Source organism: Xanthobacter sp. 91 (assembly GCF_000702385.1).
Classification (GTDB): domain Bacteria; phylum Pseudomonadota; class Alphaproteobacteria; order Rhizobiales; family Xanthobacteraceae; genus Xanthobacter; species Xanthobacter aminoxidans.
This window is the reverse complement of record NZ_JNIB01000001.1, coordinates 2404823-2420539: the sequence shown is the minus strand read 5'-3', so window position 1 is coordinate 2420539 and position 15717 is coordinate 2404823. Positions and strand designations below refer to the sequence as shown.

The 15717-nt window shown below is 67.6% G+C and carries 14 protein-coding genes; 9 read left to right on the top strand and 5 right to left on the bottom strand.

Annotated features, from left to right (window positions below; translation table 11 throughout):
* Positions 1–3 precede the first annotated feature (3 nt).
* The gene (locus A37E_RS0111390) at positions 4–1005 is read right to left on the bottom strand and encodes an adenosine kinase (RefSeq protein ID WP_029556702.1); all 1002 of its coding nucleotides are present in this window, start codon (positions 1003–1005) and stop codon (positions 4–6) included.
* Between the two features lie 336 nt (positions 1006–1341).
* Between A37E_RS0111390 and glmM the strand changes: the two genes are divergently transcribed.
* Positions 1342–2685 carry a phosphoglucosamine mutase gene (glmM, locus tag A37E_RS0111385; RefSeq protein WP_029556701.1) on the top strand — a complete coding sequence of 448 codons (1344 nt, stop codon included), beginning with the start codon at positions 1342–1344 and terminating at the stop codon, positions 2683–2685.
* A 143-nt stretch (positions 2686–2828) separates the two neighbouring features.
* Entirely contained in the window at positions 2829–3557 is a 729-nt protein-coding gene (locus A37E_RS0111380; RefSeq protein WP_029556700.1) for an outer membrane beta-barrel protein, read from the top strand.
* Positions 3558–3603: 46 nt separating this feature from the next.
* Here the strand turns inward: A37E_RS0111380 and A37E_RS25930 are convergent, their stop codons facing one another.
* Positions 3604–4065, bottom strand: coding sequence for a DUF3806 domain-containing protein (locus A37E_RS25930; protein ID WP_197022964.1), 462 nt, complete (start codon positions 4063–4065; stop codon positions 3604–3606).
* 78 nt (positions 4066–4143) lie between these two features.
* Between A37E_RS25930 and A37E_RS0111370 the strand changes: the two genes are divergently transcribed.
* Entirely contained in the window at positions 4144–4953 is an 810-nt protein-coding gene (locus A37E_RS0111370; RefSeq protein ID WP_029556698.1) for a rhomboid family intramembrane serine protease, read from the top strand.
* Positions 4954–5108: 155 nt separating this feature from the next.
* A complete protein-coding gene (locus A37E_RS0111365) occupies positions 5109–5540 on the top strand; it encodes a CBS domain-containing protein (protein WP_024277069.1) in 432 nt (143 codons plus the stop codon).
* 210 nt (positions 5541–5750) lie between these two features.
* Here the strand turns inward: A37E_RS0111365 and A37E_RS0111360 are convergent, their stop codons facing one another.
* The gene (locus tag A37E_RS0111360) at positions 5751–6389 is read right to left on the bottom strand and encodes a peroxiredoxin (protein WP_029556697.1); all 639 of its coding nucleotides are present in this window, start codon (positions 6387–6389) and stop codon (positions 5751–5753) included.
* A gap of 283 nt (positions 6390–6672) precedes the next feature.
* On the opposite strand from A37E_RS0111360, the gene A37E_RS0111355 reads away from it, so the two are divergent.
* Complete coding sequence (locus A37E_RS0111355) at positions 6673–7779, top strand: choloylglycine hydrolase family protein (RefSeq protein WP_029556696.1); 1107 nt, start codon at positions 6673–6675, stop codon at positions 7777–7779.
* 51 nt (positions 7780–7830) lie between these two features.
* On the opposite strand, the gene pncB is transcribed toward A37E_RS0111355, so the two are convergent.
* Positions 7831–9123: a nicotinate phosphoribosyltransferase gene (gene pncB / locus A37E_RS0111350; protein ID WP_029556695.1), complete on the bottom strand. Its 1293-nt coding sequence runs from the start codon at positions 9121–9123 to the stop codon at positions 7831–7833.
* Between the two features lie 157 nt (positions 9124–9280).
* Complete coding sequence (locus A37E_RS0111345; RefSeq protein WP_051678951.1) at positions 9281–9586, bottom strand: YARHG domain-containing protein; 306 nt, start codon at positions 9584–9586, stop codon at positions 9281–9283.
* A gap of 257 nt (positions 9587–9843) precedes the next feature.
* On the opposite strand from A37E_RS0111345, the gene gcl reads away from it, so the two are divergent.
* The 4 genes from gcl to pyk all read left to right on the top strand — a co-directional run bounded on the left by gcl (position 9844) and on the right by pyk (position 15631).
* On the top strand, positions 9844–11619 hold the full coding sequence (gene gcl, locus A37E_RS0111340) for a glyoxylate carboligase (protein WP_029556693.1): 1776 nt from the start codon (positions 9844–9846) through the stop codon (positions 11617–11619).
* Positions 11620–11866: 247 nt separating this feature from the next.
* Positions 11867–12646: a hydroxypyruvate isomerase gene (gene hyi / locus A37E_RS0111335; protein WP_029556692.1), complete on the top strand. Its 780-nt coding sequence runs from the start codon at positions 11867–11869 to the stop codon at positions 12644–12646.
* A 162-nt stretch (positions 12647–12808) separates the two neighbouring features.
* The gene (gene glxR / locus A37E_RS0111330) at positions 12809–13696 is read left to right on the top strand and encodes a 2-hydroxy-3-oxopropionate reductase (RefSeq protein ID WP_029556691.1); all 888 of its coding nucleotides are present in this window, start codon (positions 12809–12811) and stop codon (positions 13694–13696) included.
* A 417-nt stretch (positions 13697–14113) separates the two neighbouring features.
* On the top strand, positions 14114–15631 hold the full coding sequence (gene pyk / locus A37E_RS0111325) for a pyruvate kinase (protein WP_051678950.1): 1518 nt from the start codon (positions 14114–14116) through the stop codon (positions 15629–15631).
* Positions 15632–15717: the final 86 nt, after the last annotated feature.

The following is a 15717-nucleotide window of genomic DNA, read 5'->3' as shown; positions in this document are numbered from 1 at the left end:
CGTTCAAGAGATGAGGCCTGCCTCGCGGGCGAGGTCGATGAGGGGGCGCTGGGGCCGGGCGCCCATCTGGCCGATGATCTCCCCCGCCGCCAGCGCGCCAAGGCGCAGGCTGGTGGCCGGGTCGAGGCCGCTCGTATAGCCGGTGAGGAAGCCGGCGGCGAAGAGGTCGCCCGCGCCGGTCGTGTCCAGCACGCGCTCCACCGGATGGGCCGGCACGCTCACCACCGCCGCGCGGGTGACGAAGGAGGCGCCCTTCTCCGAGCGCGTCACCACGGCTTCCTTCGCATCCTTGCGCAGGGCCACCACGGCGGCGTCGAAATCGGAGGTCTCGTAGAGCGACTTCAGCTCGCCCTCGTTGCAGAACACGAGGTCCACCGTGCCGGAGACGATGAGGTTCTTGAACTCGGCGCGGTAGCGGTCCACGCAGAAGGTGTCGGAGAGGGAGAGCGCCACCTTGCGGCCGGCGCCATGGGCGATCTTCGCGGCGGCGAGGAAGGCCTCCTTCGCGGCCGGCGGGTCCCACAGATAGCCTTCGAGATAGGTGACGGCCGCGCTTTCCACCATGGCGGCGTCGATGTCGGCGACCACGAGGTTCTGCGCGGCGCCGAGATAGGTGTTCATGGTGCGCTCGCCGTCCGGCGTCACCAGGATGAGGCAGCGCGCGGTGGCCGGGCCGTCGGCAGCCGCGGGGGTGCCAAAGGCGACGCCGGCGGCGCGGATGTCGTGGCCGAACACGGTGCCGAGCCCGTCCGCCTTCACCTTGCCGATAAAGCCGGCCTTGCCGCCCAGCGAGGCGACGCCCGCGGCGGTGTTGGCGGCCGAACCGCCGGAGGCCTCGGTGCCCGGCCCCATGGCGGCGTAGACGGCTTCCGCCCGCGCCTCGTCGATGAGGGCCATGCCGCCCTTGGCCATGCCGTTCTGCGCGAGGAAGTCCTCCTCGGCGCGGGAGAGGACATCGACGATGGCGTTGCCGATGGCGAGGACGTCGAGGGCAGAGGCGGTCACGGGAAGGTCTCCGGAAGATTCGGCGAGGGGTAGCATCCGCCCTGATGCGGTGCAATCGCCGGGCCAGCAGCCGTCGCCTACCCCTTAACCTTTTCGCAAGGAATGCCGCCCGCCCCGCCCGGGCCCGTGCCTTCGCACTTGCAACCGGGGCGGCGTTCTGAACAATTCCATCCGTCTGCTTACAAACGGGGCCTGCCCGAAGCATAGGCGGGAGCGCACGTTGCGGAGCGTCACGAGACGTGATGCCGCGCGGGACCTTCCGGGTGCTAAAGGCAGGTTCGGCGGCGCACCAGCGGGGGCACGGTGCGTCGGGATTCTACGGCGACGAGAGGGACCATGTCGCGCAGGTATTTCGGAACGGACGGCGTGCGCGGGCGCGCCAATGCCTCGCTCACGGCGGATCTGGCGCTGAGGGTCGGCATGGCGGCGGGCCTGGTGTTCCAGCGCGGCGAATATCGCCACCGGGTGGTCATCGGCAAGGACACGCGGCTGTCCGGCTACATGATCGAGAACGCGCTGGTGGCCGGCTTCACCTCGGTGGGCATGGACGTGCTGCTGCTCGGTCCCATGCCGACGCCGGCGGTGGGCATGCTCACCCGCTCCATGCGCGCCGACCTCGGGGTGATGATCTCCGCCTCGCACAATCCGTTCGACGACAACGGCATCAAACTGTTCGGCCCGGACGGCTTCAAGCTCTCCGACGAGGTGGAGCGCGAGATCGAGGAACTGATCGACGAGGACCTCGCCAAGCGCCTCGCCAAGCCCGCCGAGATCGGCCGCGCCCGGCGGCTGGAGGGCGTGCACGCCCGCTATATCGAATATGCCAAGCGCACCCTGCCGCGGAACCAGTCGTTCGAGGGCATCCGCGTGGTGGTGGACTGCGCCCACGGCGCCGGCTACCGCGTGGCGCCGGAGGCCCTGTGGGAGCTGGGCGCCGAGGTGATCGCCATCGGCGTCGAGCCGGACGGCATGAACATCAACCGGGACGTGGGCTCCACCTCCCCGGCCGCGCTCTCCGCCAAGGTGCGGGAAGTGCGCGCGGACATCGGCATCGCCCTCGACGGCGACGCCGACCGGGTGATGATCGTGGACGAGAAGGGCCACACGGTGGACGGCGACCAGCTCATGGCCGTCATCGCCGAGAGCTTCAAGGAAGACGGCCGCCTCGCCCGCGACGGGCTGGTGGCCACCATCATGTCCAACCTCGGTCTGGAGCGGCACCTCGCCGGCGAGGGCATCGCGCTGGCCCGCACCGGGGTGGGCGACCGCTACGTGCTCGAGCGCATGCGCGCCGACGGCTACAATGTGGGCGGCGAGCAGTCCGGCCACATCATCCTGTCCGATTACTCCACCACCGGCGACGGCCTCGTCGCGGCGCTGCAGGTGCTGGCGGTGGTGGCGCGGCAGGAGAAGCCCGTCTCCGAGGTCTGCCATCGCTTCGATCCGCTGCCGCAGATCCTCAAGAACGTGCGCTACAGCGACGGCGCGCCCTTGGAAAACGAGAAGGTGAAGATCGCCATCGCCGATGCCGAGCGCCGCCTCTCCAACCACGGCCGCCTCATCATCCGCCCCTCGGGCACCGAGCCGGTCATCCGCGTGATGGGCGAGGGCGACGACCGCGATCTCGTCGAGACCGTGGTGGACGAGGTGATCGACGCCCTCCAGCGCGCCGCCGCCTGAGCGGGGCGACGACCGGAACGGCGGCGCCGCCGCCGTTCCGAATTCCTTTGCCGCGCCAGGGCTTAACGCTTCATCAGGGTTAATCCGGCCTTAAGCCTCCCCGTGGCACACATCCGTCCAGAGCATTTCTCGGGCGGGTCGTCATGATGGGTGTGTTTGGTCGGGCCGGGCGTCTTCTTCTGGCCTCTCTCGCGATCGCAGCGCTGGCAGGAACCGCGTTTGCCAGCGCGGCGCACGCCGCCGACAAGGCGGATGCGGAGATGGAGGCCATGATGGCCTCTCTCGGCAAGCCGGGCGACTTCTCCCTCGCCGCCCCGACGGTGAGCGAGGATGCGGCGGCCGGCTGGTATGTCCGCGCCGACGTGGGCTACGTCCCCGCGAGCAGCGCCAGCCTCTCCTATCTCGGCCTGCCCACCGGGCTCGATGTCTCCGGCGCCGGCTGGTCGCTGGGCGGCGGCATCGGCTATCGCTTCCTCCCCTTCCTGCGCGCCGAGGTGAGCCTCGACTATCTCTCCCTGGGATCGGCCAGCCTCTCGCCGTTCGGACCGGGCGTCGGCGCCAGCGCCACGGTGGGGCTCGCCAGCGTCTACTGGGACATCATCACGCTGGCCGGCTTCACGCCGTATCTGAGCGCCGGCGCGGGCTTCGCCATCAACACGCTGGACGCCCCGGCGGGGCTTCAGCCGGCGGGCAATTCCTGGGAGTTCGCCTGGTCGGCCGGGGCCGGCGTGTCCTTCGCGGTGTCGAGCAGCTTCAGCCTCGATCTCGGCTACCGCTATCTCGACCTCGGCAGCCCCGCCTATGCCGGCGGTTTGGCCCTGGGCAATTCCACCGCCCAGCAAGTGCGCTTCGGCCTGCGCTACGCGCTGTAGGGGCGAGACGTCTCAGCGAGAGCTTCGTCATTGACGGGCGAGCCCATCAGACCGTTCGCGGACCGAACAGGCGCGCCCACAATGAGGGCTTCCGCAGGATCGGAGCGCTGAGGGCGCAGAAGGCATTGAACAGATCAAAGATGTCGATCGGCACTTCTTCCAGGGAAACGCGTTTCTCGATTGCGTAGAAGGCGCCCAGATTGAAGGACGTTCCCGGACGCCTAACGACCGGAGCTTCACCCATTTCATCGGCCACAAAGGCCCATTCAAGGTTCAGCTCCATGGCGAGCGCGTCGCCGAACAGCACGCCGAGCCCCTGCAGCAAGTCCTGCCGTTCGAGTGTCGCCTCACCGCTGTCCAGAATGTGCTGGATCAGCCCAAGCTTGCCGTCGACCGTCTCGAACCGGTGCTTGTTCGCATCGGCAAAGAAGGTCGAGAACTCCTCCCGCCAATAGTTGAACATTTTCAGCTCGTCTTCATTGAGCTCTCGAAAGTACGGTTTCGCCATCCCCGCCCCGCTGCGATCCTTGAACGCGCGCCCGCTTGCCAGGCATCGACCACCGAGTTGTAACAGGTCCGGCCCAGGTTGCACGGACCTGCTCCACGCTTTTCCCTTGCCGCGCCGGGCGGCGGCTCCTATGTGCAAGGCGTGCTCGACCGCCCCACCTATCCCGGCACATCGCATCGGGAGCCCGTCTTCAACGTGCCCGGCGCGGTGGCGGTGATGGCGCTTGGGCTGGTGGCGATCCATGCCATCCGCGTGCTGCTGCTCTCGCAGGATGCGGACATCGAGGTTCTCACCTATTTCGCCTTCATCCCGGCCCGCTACACCCTGCCGGACACCATGTTCTACCTGCCGGGCGGCATGGGCCCGAAGCTGTGGACCGTGGTGAGCTACGCGCTGCTCCACGCCAACTGGATGCACCTCATCGTCAATCTCGTCTGGCTGCTCGCCTTCGGCACGCCGGTGGCGCGGCGGTTCGGCTCGATGCGCTTCTGGCTGTTCTGCGCGGTGACGGCGGCGGCGGGCGCGGGGGCGCACTATCTCGCCAACAGCGACGCCATCGCGCCGCTCATCGGCGCCTCGGCGGCCATTTCCGGCACCATGGCGGCGGCGGTGCGGTTCACCTTCGCGCCCGGCGGCGCGCTGTCCAGCTACCGCACCATCTTCGCCGATCACCAGCCGGCCGGCTCGCTGAGGGAAAATTTCAGCGACAAAAGGGTGCTGATCTTCGTGGGCGCGTGGTTCGCCTTCAACCTCCTGTTCGCGTTCGGGGTTTCCCTGCCCGGAACGGAGGATGCGGAGGTGGCGTGGCAGGCCCATATCGGCGGCTTCGTCGCCGGCCTGCTGCTGTTCCCCCTGTTCGATCCGGTTCCGCGCCGGCGGGTGGCCTGAGCGGGATTCATACTGCCAAGGTCGTGGTGGGCGGACCGCGCTGCGCGCTTGCGTCGCACTGCGATGCGAGGGATCATCCCTGTCCGGATCGTTTCCAGAGAAGGCCCCGTCGGCGGAGCGGGCCCCTGGATCCTTAAGTTAGGGAGAATGCGCCAATGTCCGTGACCGTCATTCTGAGCCGCAAGGGCAACGACATCGTCACCCTGTCCCCCGACGCCACCCTCGGCGATGCCGTGGCCAGCCTCGCGCGCAACCGCATCGGCGCCATCGTCGTCACCAATGGGGACATGGGGGTGGAGGGCATCATCTCCGAGCGCGACGTGGTGCGCCTCATCGGCGAGCGCGGCGTGGACGTGCTGGCCGAGCCGCTCGCCGGACTGATGACCAAGGCGGTCGTCACCTGCGCCCCCGACGAGACCGTGCCCCAGATCATGGAACGCATGACCCGCGGCCGCTTCCGCCACGTGCCCGTGGTGTCCGGCGGCAAGGTCGTGGGCATCATCTCCATCGGCGACGTGGTGAAGTATCGCGTGGAGGAAATGGAGCGCGAGAGCGCCCAGCTGCGCGACTACATCATGTCGGCCTGAGGGGTTTGCGGCGCGGAGGCCCCTCCGCGCCGTTCCCCGGACGCATGCAGCGCAGCGGAATGCGAGCCGGGGTCCAGCGCAAGGGACCGCCGAAGGCGCTTCGTGCTCCTGCCACTCTCAGGTTTTGCCCGCTGCGCGGGACTTTTGCGCTGGGCCCCGGATCAGCGCTCCGGCTGCGCCGTCGCTTGTCCGGGGCACAGTTAGGCCGACTCACGCGCCGGGCTGGCGCACCACGCGCAGATAGGGCTTCACGGTGGTCCAGCCCTCGGGGAACTTCTCCTTGGCGGCATCGTCCGAGAGCGAGGGGACGATGATGACGTCGTCGCCGTTCTTCCAGTCCACCGGGGTGGCCACCGAGTGCTTGGCGGTGAGCTGAAGGCTGTCCACCACGCGCAGGATTTCCGCGAAGTTGCGGCCGGTGGAGGCCGGGTAGGTGAGCGACAGCTTCAGCTTCTTGTCCGGGCCGATGATGAACACCGAGCGCACGGTGAGCGTGTCGTTCGCATTGGGGTGGATGAGGTCGTAGAGGTCGGAGACCTTGCGGTCGGAATCGGCGATCAGCGGGAAGTTCAGGGTGGCGCCGGTGGCGTCCTTGATGTCGCCCACCCAGGCCGGGTGATTGTCGATGGCATCCACCGACAGGCCGAGCAGCTTCACGCCGCGCGCGTCGAACTCGGGCTTGAGGTGGGACGCCTGGCCCAGCTCGGTGGTGCAGACCGGGGTGAAGTTCTTGGGGTGGGAGAACAGGATGCCCCAGCTGTCGCCGAGCCATTCATGGAACTTGATGGGGCCTTCGGTGGTCACGGCCTCGAAATCCGGCACCACATCGCCCAGTCGCAGCGTCGCCATGGTCATCTCCAATCAACATCTGAAAACTGTATATGTGAATATTATACCGCAATATCGATGGATTTAAAGCAGATTCACGCGCAGGCGCCCCCCGGCGTCGCCCGCTGCGCCAGTGCGGTCCGCTGCGGCGGGCGCCCAGCGCAACGCAAGCTCCGTCATCCAATCAAAGCGGGCACCGTATGGGGCTGATACGATCACGGCGTGTCGCGATCGAGGGCGGCAATCACGATCCAGAACGCAAGCGCCCGTGCGGCGGTCTGCGACACAAACGGAGGACGCTTCCATGAAACGCATCCTGGCGGCCGCACTTGCCGCATTCCTTCCCATCCAGAACGCCGGGCTCGCCGTGGCCTGCACCGCGGTGAACGTGGTCGCGACCGACAAGACCGTGATCGCCGGGCGCACCATGGAATGGGCGTTCGACATGAAATGGACGCTGGTGAGCATGCCCAAGGGCACGGCCCTGACGCTCACGGCGCCCTCGAACCTCGGCCTGCCCGAGAACAAGGTGAAGACGCTCTATCCGGTCGTCGGGATCAGCGCCGAGATCATCCCCGGCGGCGCCGTGCTGGAGGGACAGAACGCGGCCGGCCTCGGCATGAGCGGCAATTTCCTGCCCGGCTTCACCACCTACCAGACCGTCACCAAGGCGGACACATCCTACGTCTCCATCCTCGGCTTCGGCGCCTGGGCGCTGGGGATGCACGGCACGGTGGCCGAGATGCGGGCCGCTCTGGCGAAGACAAAGGTCTGGTCCGATGCCTCGCTGCCGAGCGGGCCGACCCCGCCCACCATCCACATGGTCTTCACCGACCGCTCGGGCGCCAGCATCATCGTGGAATATGTGGGGGGCGAACTGCAGATCCACGACAATGTGGCGAGCGTCCTCACCAATTCGCCGCCCTATGAGTGGCACCTCCTGAACCTGCGCAACTACCTCAATCTCTCCACCATGGGCGTCAACGAGCGCCGGTTCGGCACGGCCAACGTCACGGCCATCGGCCAGGGCGGCGGCGCCACCGGGCTGCCGGGCGACTTCACCCCGCCCTCGCGCTTCGTGCGCGCGGCCTTCATGCGCCATTCCATGGCCCAGCCGAAGGACGCCGCCGACGCCTCCGCCGCCATCGGCCACATCCTCAACACGGTGGATATTCCGCTGGGCGTCGCGCAGAGCAAGGACGGCGACGCGGTGGTCTCGGACTACACCCAGTGGGTGGCCATCAAGGACCTCACCCACAACAAGCTGATGATCACCGACTACGCCCACCGGACGACGTTCCTGACCCTCGATCTCGACACCATCTTCGCCCAGGACAAGCCGAGCGCGCGGCTGATCACGGACCTGCCGTTCCCGGCAGCGGTGGACGGGACGGCGGCGCTGAAGAACTGAGCCGGCGGGACGGCGCGCCGCGCCTCACACGAGGGCGGTGCGCACCGCCCTCTAAACCAGGGCGCTACGCGCCTCTTGCTCGCCCACCTCGAACACCCTTTTGTAGCGCTCGACCTCGCTGGGCGGGCCCATGGCCTTGGTGGGGTTGTCGGAGAGCTTCACCGCCGGGTGGCCGTTGGCGGCGATCACCTTGCAGACGATGGAGATGGGATCGAGCGCACCGTTGGGCGCCAGCCCCCGGAAATCGTTGGTGAGCAGCGTGCCCCAGCCGAAGCCGAGGCGGATGCGGCCGGCGAAGGTGCGGTGGATGCGCGCCACCTCCTCCGCATCGAGGGCGTCGGAGAAGATGGCGAGCTTCTCCCGCGGGTCCTGCCCGCGGGATTTCCACCACGCGATGGCCTCCTCGCCGCCGGCGATGGGGTCCTTGCTGTCGATGCGGATGCCGGTCCAGTGCGTCACCCAGTCGGGCGCGCGTTCGAGGAAGCCTGAGGTGCCGTAGGTGTCGGGCAGGATGACGCGCAAATTGCCGTCGTAATCGTCCTGCCAGTCGGCGAGCACCTGATAGGGCGCCCAGCGCAGTTCATCGTCGTTGCGGGCCAGCGCCGCATAGACCATGGGCAGCTCGTGGGCGTTGGTGCCTGTCGCCTCCACCTCGTGGCGCAGCGCGATGAGGCAGTTGGAGGTGCCGAGGAAGCCCTCGCCCAGCCCCTCCATCAGCGCCTGCACGCACCAGTCCTGCCACAGATAGCCGTGGCGGCGGCGGGTGCCGAAATCGGCGATGTTGATGCGGCCGAGGGACTTCAGGAACTGCACCTTCTCCCACACCCGTGCCATGGCCCGGGCATAGAGGATCTGCAGCTCGAACTTGCCCATGTCCTTCAGCACGGCGCGCGAGCGCAATTCGTTGATGATGGAGAGGGCGGGGATCTCCCACATGGTGGTTTCCACCCACGGCCCCTCGAAGGTCAGCTCGTACTGCCCGTCCACCTTCTCCAGGTGATAGGCGGGGAAGCGGAAGCCCTCCAGCCAGGCCACATAGTCCGGCGAGAACATCTGCCGCTTGCCGTAGAACATGTTGCCGCGCAGCCAGGTGCTCTCGCCCCGCGTGAGCGAGAGGGAGCGGACATGGTCGAGCTGCTCGCGCAGGGCGCCGATGTCGATGATGTCGGCCAGCCGCACCGAGGTGGAGCGGTTGTGGATTCCGAAGGTGACGCGGGTCGACCGGTGCCGGTTGAAGATCGTCTGGCCCATCAGCAGCTTGTAGAAGTCCGTGTCGAGCACGGACCGCACGATGGGGTCGATCTTCCAGGTGTGGTTGTAGACGCGCGTGGCGATGTCGGTCATGGGCGCCGTGGCCATGTCGTTGCGGTGCGGTGTGACGGGGCAGGCGGATGACCGCGCGGGAGCCCCGACAGGGCGGGATGGTATCTATAGCATGCCAAGCGCGATCGTCGCGGGTCTCTGCGATCCATTCGCAGCAGGATGCGGAATCAGCGCCCGCTCAGCGGCAGCCTTTGCGGGCCTCCCAGGCCTGCACCTCGTTCACATAGCGCTGCTGGTCCGGCGTCAATTTGCCGAACGGGGCGTAGCAACGGGCGCCGAAGGTGGCGATGGCGTCCTTGGTCTTGAAGCAATAGCCCTGCTCCGCATAGACCGCGTTGCGCTGGTACCACAGCGCCTTGCAGGACAGTTCGCTCAGCGCCTGCGCCCTCGCGCCCGAGACGAAACCTGCGCCCGAGACGAAAGCCGTCGCCGCGAGTGCCCCAAGGACAAGCGCCCGGAGCGCCCTCCCCCTACCTCTCGCCATCCCCGCCTCCCCCAATTGCCGCACCCTGTCACCGCCCGAGGCGGGCGGGGCATGCCGTTCGCAGCATTATTGCTCAGGCGGCACGAATGTCATTCCGTTTCTTCCCATAGAAGCGAAAACGGTGCGGGCGTATCCAAGACGAAAGTCCAAGGCCGCGAAATTCCCCGCGAAGTTCCCCCGTGGAGATCCCTGAAGGATCGCGGCCGGCGAGGACGAAGCAACAAGACCAAAGGCATCACGCCAAAGGGAGGACTGCCATGGCCCGCATGCGCGCCGTCGACGCCGCCGTCCGTGTTCTCGAGAAGGAAGGCATCTCCTGCGCCTTCGGTGTCCCGGGCGCGGCCATCAACCCGCTCTATTCCGCCATGAAGGCGCGCGGCTCCATCCGCCACGTGCTCGCCCGGCATGTGGAGGGCGCCTCCCACATGGCCGAGGGCTACACCCGCGCGGTGGCCGGAAACATCGGCGTGTGCATCGGCACCTCCGGCCCCGCCGGCACGGACATGATCACCGGCCTCTATTCGGCCTCGGCGGACTCGATCCCGATCCTGTGCATCACCGGCCAGGCGCCCCGCGCCCGCCTGTACAAGGAAGACTTCCAGGCGGTGGATATCGAATCCATCGCCAAGCCCGTCACCAAGTGGGCCGTCACCGTGCGCGAGCCGGCGCTGGTCCCCATGGTGTTCCAGCAGGCGTTCCACGTCATGCGCTCCGGCCGCCCCGGCCCGGTGCTCATCGACCTGCCCATCGACGTGCAGATGGCGGAGATCGAGTTCGACGAGGAGACCTACGCGCCGCTCCCGGTCTACAAGCCCTCCGCCACGCGGGCGCAGATCGACAAGGCGATGGGGATGATCCTCGACGCCAACAAGCCGCTCATCGTCGCCGGCGGCGGCATCATCAACGCGGATGCCTCCGACCTCCTCGTGGCGTTCGCCGAGCTGACCGGCATCCCGGTCATCCCCACCCTCATGGGCTGGGGCACCATTCCCGACGACCATCCGCTGATGGCCGGCATGTGCGGCCTCCAGACCTCGCACCGCTACGGCAATGCGAACATGCTGGCCTCCGACTTCGTGGTCGGCATCGGCAACCGCTGGGCCAACCGCCACACCGGCTCGGTGGAGGTCTACACCCAGGGCCGCAAGTTCATCCACGTGGACATCGAGCCCACCCAGATCGGCCGCGTGTTCGGCCCCGACTTCGGCATCGTCTCCGACGCCAGGGCGGCGCTGGAGCTGTTCGTGACCGCCGCCAAGGAGCTGAAGGCCGCCGGCAAGCTGCCGGACTGGACGGCCTGGGCCGACGAATGCCTCGCCCGCAAGCAGACCATGCTGCGCAAGAGCCATTTCGACGCCGTGCCGCTGAAGCCGCAGCGGGTCTATGAGGAGATGAACGAGGCGCTGGGCAAGGACGTCACCTACGTCTCCACCATCGGCCTCTCGCAGATCGCCGGCGCGCAGTTCCTGCACGTCTACCATCCGCGCCACTGGATCAATTGCGGACAGGCCGGCCCCCTCGGCTGGACCCTGCCGGCGGCCCTCGGCGTGCGTGCCGCGCGGCCGGACGCCAAGATCGTCGCGCTGTCGGGCGACTACGACTTCCAGTTCCTCATCGAGGAGCTGGCGGTGGGCGCCCAGCACAAGCTGCCCTACCTGCACGTGGTGGTGAACAACTCCTACCTCGGCCTGATCCGTCAGGCGCAGCGCGGCTTCAACATGGACTTCGAGGTGAGCCTCTCCTTCGACAACATCAATTCGGAGGAAATCGGGGCCTACGGCGTGGACCATGTGGCGGTGGCCGAGGGCCTCGGCTGCAAGGCCATCCGCGTGCGCACCCCGAACGAGTTCAAGGATGCCTTCGCCAACGCCCAGAAGCTCATGGACGAGCATCAGGTGCCGGTGGTGCTGGAGTTCATCCTGGAGCGCGTGACCAACATCGCCATGGGCGTCGAGATCAACGCCGTGAACGAGTTCGAGGAAGTCCTCGACGTCCCGCTCAGCGACGTGCGCGCCCTGGAGCCGGCCGAGTAGGGCCGGCGCACCGGCGTCGGCACCGCACAGGACGTCATCCCCCGGCTTGTCCGGAAGTCGGCTGTTGCCGACTTCCGTTCGCAAGGACGGAACCCGGCAACAGCCGGGTTCCGGGGGATCCACCCCTCCCCCGGAAGCCCCTCTCAACAAAACCGTGGATGCCCCGGACAAGCCGGGGCATGACGGTGCCGGGAGGTGCCATCCTGCCCACTCCTCAAAGAACCGGGCTCAGCCCGCGGAGAGACGCATGCCCAAGTTCGCCGCCAATCTCACCATGCTGTGGAACGAGATCGATTTCCTCGACCGCTTCGAGAAGGCCGCCAATGCCGGCTTCACGGGCGTCGAATATCTCTTCCCCTATCCCTATGAGAAGGACGCGCTGGCGGAGAAGCTGGCGAAGTACAATCTCACCCAGGCGCTGCACAATCTGCCGGCCGGCAACTGGGCGGCGGGCGAGCGCGGCATCGCCTGCATCCCCGGCCGCGAGGGGGAGTTTCAGGACAGCGTGGGCAAAGGCATCGAGTATGCGAAGGCCCTGAACACCAAGGCCATCAACTGCCTCGCCGGCCTCACCCCCAAGGACGTGCCGGCCGAGACCGTCCACGAGACCCTGGTCAAGAACCTGAAATTCGCCGCGGCGGAGCTGAAGAAGGCGGGCATCCCGTTCGTCGTCGAGGCCATCAATACCCGCGACATCCCCGGCTTCCACCTCACCAACACCAAGCAGACGCTGGCGGTGCTGGATGAAGTCGGCGCGGACGACATCTTCTTCCAGTACGACATCTATCACATGCAGATCATGGAAGGGGATCTCACCCCGACCATCCGCGCCAACATCGCCCGCATCAAGCACATCCAGCTGGCGGACAATCCCGGCCGCGGCGAGCCGGGCACGGGCGAGATCAACTATCCCTTCCTGTTCAAGGCCATCGACGACACCGGCTACGACGGCTGGATCGGCTGCGAATACAAGCCGAAGACCACCACCGACGAAGGCATCGGCTGGTTCGCCCCCTACAAGGGCTGAGCTGTTTTACCCTCTCCCCTTGCGGGAGAGGGTGGACCGCGGCATCGCCGCGGGACGGGTGAGGGGCCGGCGCCGCCCCCCTCACCCCCGGCCCCTCTCCCGCGAGGGGAGAGGGGAGAAGCCCTCGCCAATACGCAAAAGCACTCTTCAGGAGAAACGCACATGAACGTGGGATTCATCGGCCTTGGCATCATGGGCGCCCCCATGGCCGGCCACCTCATCGACGCCGGGCACACGCTGTTCGTCTATGACGTGGTGAAGGTGCCCGAGGCGCTGACCGCCAAGGGCGCGACCGCCTGCGCCTCCTCCGCCGAGGTGGCGAAGCAGGCCGACATCATCATCACCATGGTGCCGGATACCCCGCACGTGGAAGAGGCGCTGTTCGGCAAGGGCGGCGTCGCCGAAGGCCTCTCGGCCGGCAAGATCGTGGTGGACATGAGCTCCATCTCCCCGGTCGCCACCAAGGGCTTCGCCCAGAAGATCAACGCGCTCGGCTGCGACTATCTCGATGCCCCGGTCTCCGGCGGCGAGGTGGGCGCCAAGGCCGCTTCCCTCACCATCATGGTGGGCGGGCCGGATGGCGCCTTCGACAAGGTGAAGCCCCTGTTCGAGAAGATGGGCAAGAACATCACCCTCGTCGGCGGCAATGGCGACGGCCAGACCACCAAGGTGGCCAACCAGATCATCGTCGCGCTGACCATCGAGGCGGTGGGCGAGGCCCTGCTGTTCGCCTCCAAGGCGGGTGCCAACCCGGCCAAGGTGCGCGAGGCGCTGATGGGCGGCTTCGCCTCGTCCAAGATCCTCGAGATCCACGGCGACCGCATGGTGAAGCGCACCTTCGATCCGGGCTTCCGCATCGAGCTGCACCAGAAGGACCTCAACCTCGCGCTCCAGAGCGCCAAGGCGCTGGGCGTGAGCCTGCCCAACACCGCCACCTGCCAGGAGCTGTTCAACGCCTGCGCCGCCCATGGCGGCTCCAAGTGGGACCACTCCGCCATGGTCAAGGCCCTCGAGCTGATGGCCAACCACAAGGTGGCCCCGGACGCCTGAGGGCGCCGGATCGCACGCATCACAACGACGACACCCTTGGCGGCGCGGACGGTTTCCTCCCCCGCGCCGCCGGCATCCCGGACGGGTCCGCGTGGCTCCTTCGGAAGAGGCGCGCCGACAGCGTTCCCGGCGCGCCTCCGCCGCCTCAAATTGCGCCCCCACCTCCGGCGCCGAACGGGGGGCGAAACGGACGCCTGAGATGCCCGCAACGGTCAGCCCTGCTGCCGTTTATGCGACTTTATGCGTACATCAAAGACGCGCATGATATCGACTACATCGATTGCCGTTCGGCGGACGGGAGGCGAGCCAGGCTCTTGAGTTCACGCATTTTCTTCATGAGAGCCAGAGCCCCCCTCGCCTGAAAATGCTCTAGAAGACACTGAACCGAGCGCGAACGCGCCAGCCGGAGGACGACACATGCCCAACAAGCGCCATCACCCCCTCAAGCGCCAGCGCGCCACCAAGATCGTCGCCACGGTCGGGCCCGCCTCCAACAGCGAGGAGAAGCTGAAGGCGCTGTTCCTCGCTGGCGTGGACGTGTTCCGGCTCAACTTCTCCCACGGCACCCAGGCCGATCACGGCGAGGTGCTGGCCCGCATCCGGCGGCTGGAGAAGGAGATGAACCGGCCCATCGGCGTCATCGCCGACATGCAGGGCCCGAAGCTCCGCATCGGCCGCTTCAAGGACGGCTCCATCGCGCTCAAGGCGGGCGACGTGCTCCACTTCGACGCCGACGTGGACCGCCCCGGCGACGAGACCCGCGTGCCCATTCCCCACCCCGACATCCTTGAGGCCCTCACCGTCGGTTCCACCGTGCTGTGCGACGACGGCAAGGTGCGCCTGAAGGTGGTGAAGAAGGGCGCCGGCTTCCTGGAGGCCCAGGTGGTGGCGGGCACCAAGCTCTCCAACAACAAGGGCTTCAACATCCCCGACGTGGTGCTGCCCCTCTCTCCCCTCACGGAGAAGGACCGCCACGACCTCGAATTCGCCTGCGAGGCGGGGGTGGAGTGGATCGCCCTCTCCTTCGTGCAGCGCCCGGAGGACATCCACGAGGCGCGCGGCCTCATCAAGGACCGCGCCGCCATCATGCTGAAGATGGAGAAGCCCGCCGCGGTGGAGCATCTCACCGAGCTGGTGGAACTCTCCGACGCCATCATGGTGGCGCGCGGCGATCTCGGCGTGGAAATGTCGCTGGCCGAGGTGCCGGCGCTGCAGAAGCGCATGATCGCGGAATCCCGCAAGTACGGCCGCCCGGTGATCGTGGCGACGCAGATGCTGGAATCCATGATCACCGCCCCCGTGCCCACCCGCGCCGAGGTGTCGGACGTGGCCACCGCCGTCTATGAGGGCGCGGACTGCGTGATGCTCTCCGCCGAGACCGCCGCCGGCCAGTTCCCGGTGGAGGCCGTGACCTTCATGGACGACATCATCCGCCATGTGGAGTGCGATCCCGGCTACCGGCAGGTGCTCGACGCCACCCAGTCGGAATGGGGCAAGACCATCGGCGACGCCGTGACCAAGGCCACCTATCAGGCGGCCATCGCGGTGGATGCCTCGGCCTTCGTCGCCTTCACCCTGTCGGGCACCACCGGCCTGCGCGCCGCGCGCGAGCGGCCCGCCATTCCGATCCTCGGCCTCACACCCAAGGTCGAGACCGCGCGGCGCCTCGCCTTGTCCTACGCCGTGCACGCCGTGCACATGAAGGAGGACATCCACTCCTTCGGCGAGATGGTGGACACCGCCGTGCGCACCGCGGTGGAGCACGGCCTCGGCAAGCCGGGCGACCGCCTCGCCATCACCGCCGGCGTGCCCTTCGCCAAGCCGGGCACCACCAACATCATGCGCATCACCACCATCGGCGCCACCAACCCGCCCTCGCGGGACGATTTCGACACCGGGGCGGCGAAGAGCAGCAAGTCCAAGGCCCACGCCTGACGCGTGCAGCATGGACGAGAGCGCACGTTCCGCGCGCGCTCCCGTCGCTGCGAAGCATGAGCCTGACCGGAGCCGACGCTTCGTAA

Coding starts and splice junctions, on each gene's coding strand:
- A37E_RS0111380 (WP_029556700.1), top strand. CDS start 2,829: ATGATGGGTGTGTTTGGTCGGGCCGGGCGTCTTCTTCTGGCCTCTCTC.
- glmM (WP_029556701.1), top strand. CDS start 1,342: ATGTCGCGCAGGTATTTCGGAACGGACGGCGTGCGCGGGCGCGCCAAT.
- A37E_RS0111345 (WP_051678951.1), bottom strand. CDS start 9,586: ATGGCGAGAGGTAGGGGGAGGGCGCTCCGGGCGCTTGTCCTTGGGGCA.
- A37E_RS0111360 (WP_029556697.1), bottom strand. CDS start 6,389: ATGGCGACGCTGCGACTGGGCGATGTGGTGCCGGATTTCGAGGCCGTG.
- gcl (WP_029556693.1), top strand. CDS start 9,844: ATGGCCCGCATGCGCGCCGTCGACGCCGCCGTCCGTGTTCTCGAGAAG.
- A37E_RS0111365 (WP_024277069.1), top strand. CDS start 5,109: ATGTCCGTGACCGTCATTCTGAGCCGCAAGGGCAACGACATCGTCACC.
- glxR (WP_029556691.1), top strand. CDS start 12,809: ATGAACGTGGGATTCATCGGCCTTGGCATCATGGGCGCCCCCATGGCC.
- pncB (WP_029556695.1), bottom strand. CDS start 9,123: ATGACCGACATCGCCACGCGCGTCTACAACCACACCTGGAAGATCGAC.
- pyk (WP_051678950.1), top strand. CDS start 14,114: ATGCCCAACAAGCGCCATCACCCCCTCAAGCGCCAGCGCGCCACCAAG.
- A37E_RS0111355 (WP_029556696.1), top strand. CDS start 6,673: ATGAAACGCATCCTGGCGGCCGCACTTGCCGCATTCCTTCCCATCCAG.
- A37E_RS25930 (WP_197022964.1), bottom strand. CDS start 4,065: ATGGCGAAACCGTACTTTCGAGAGCTCAATGAAGACGAGCTGAAAATG.
- hyi (WP_029556692.1), top strand. CDS start 11,867: ATGCCCAAGTTCGCCGCCAATCTCACCATGCTGTGGAACGAGATCGAT.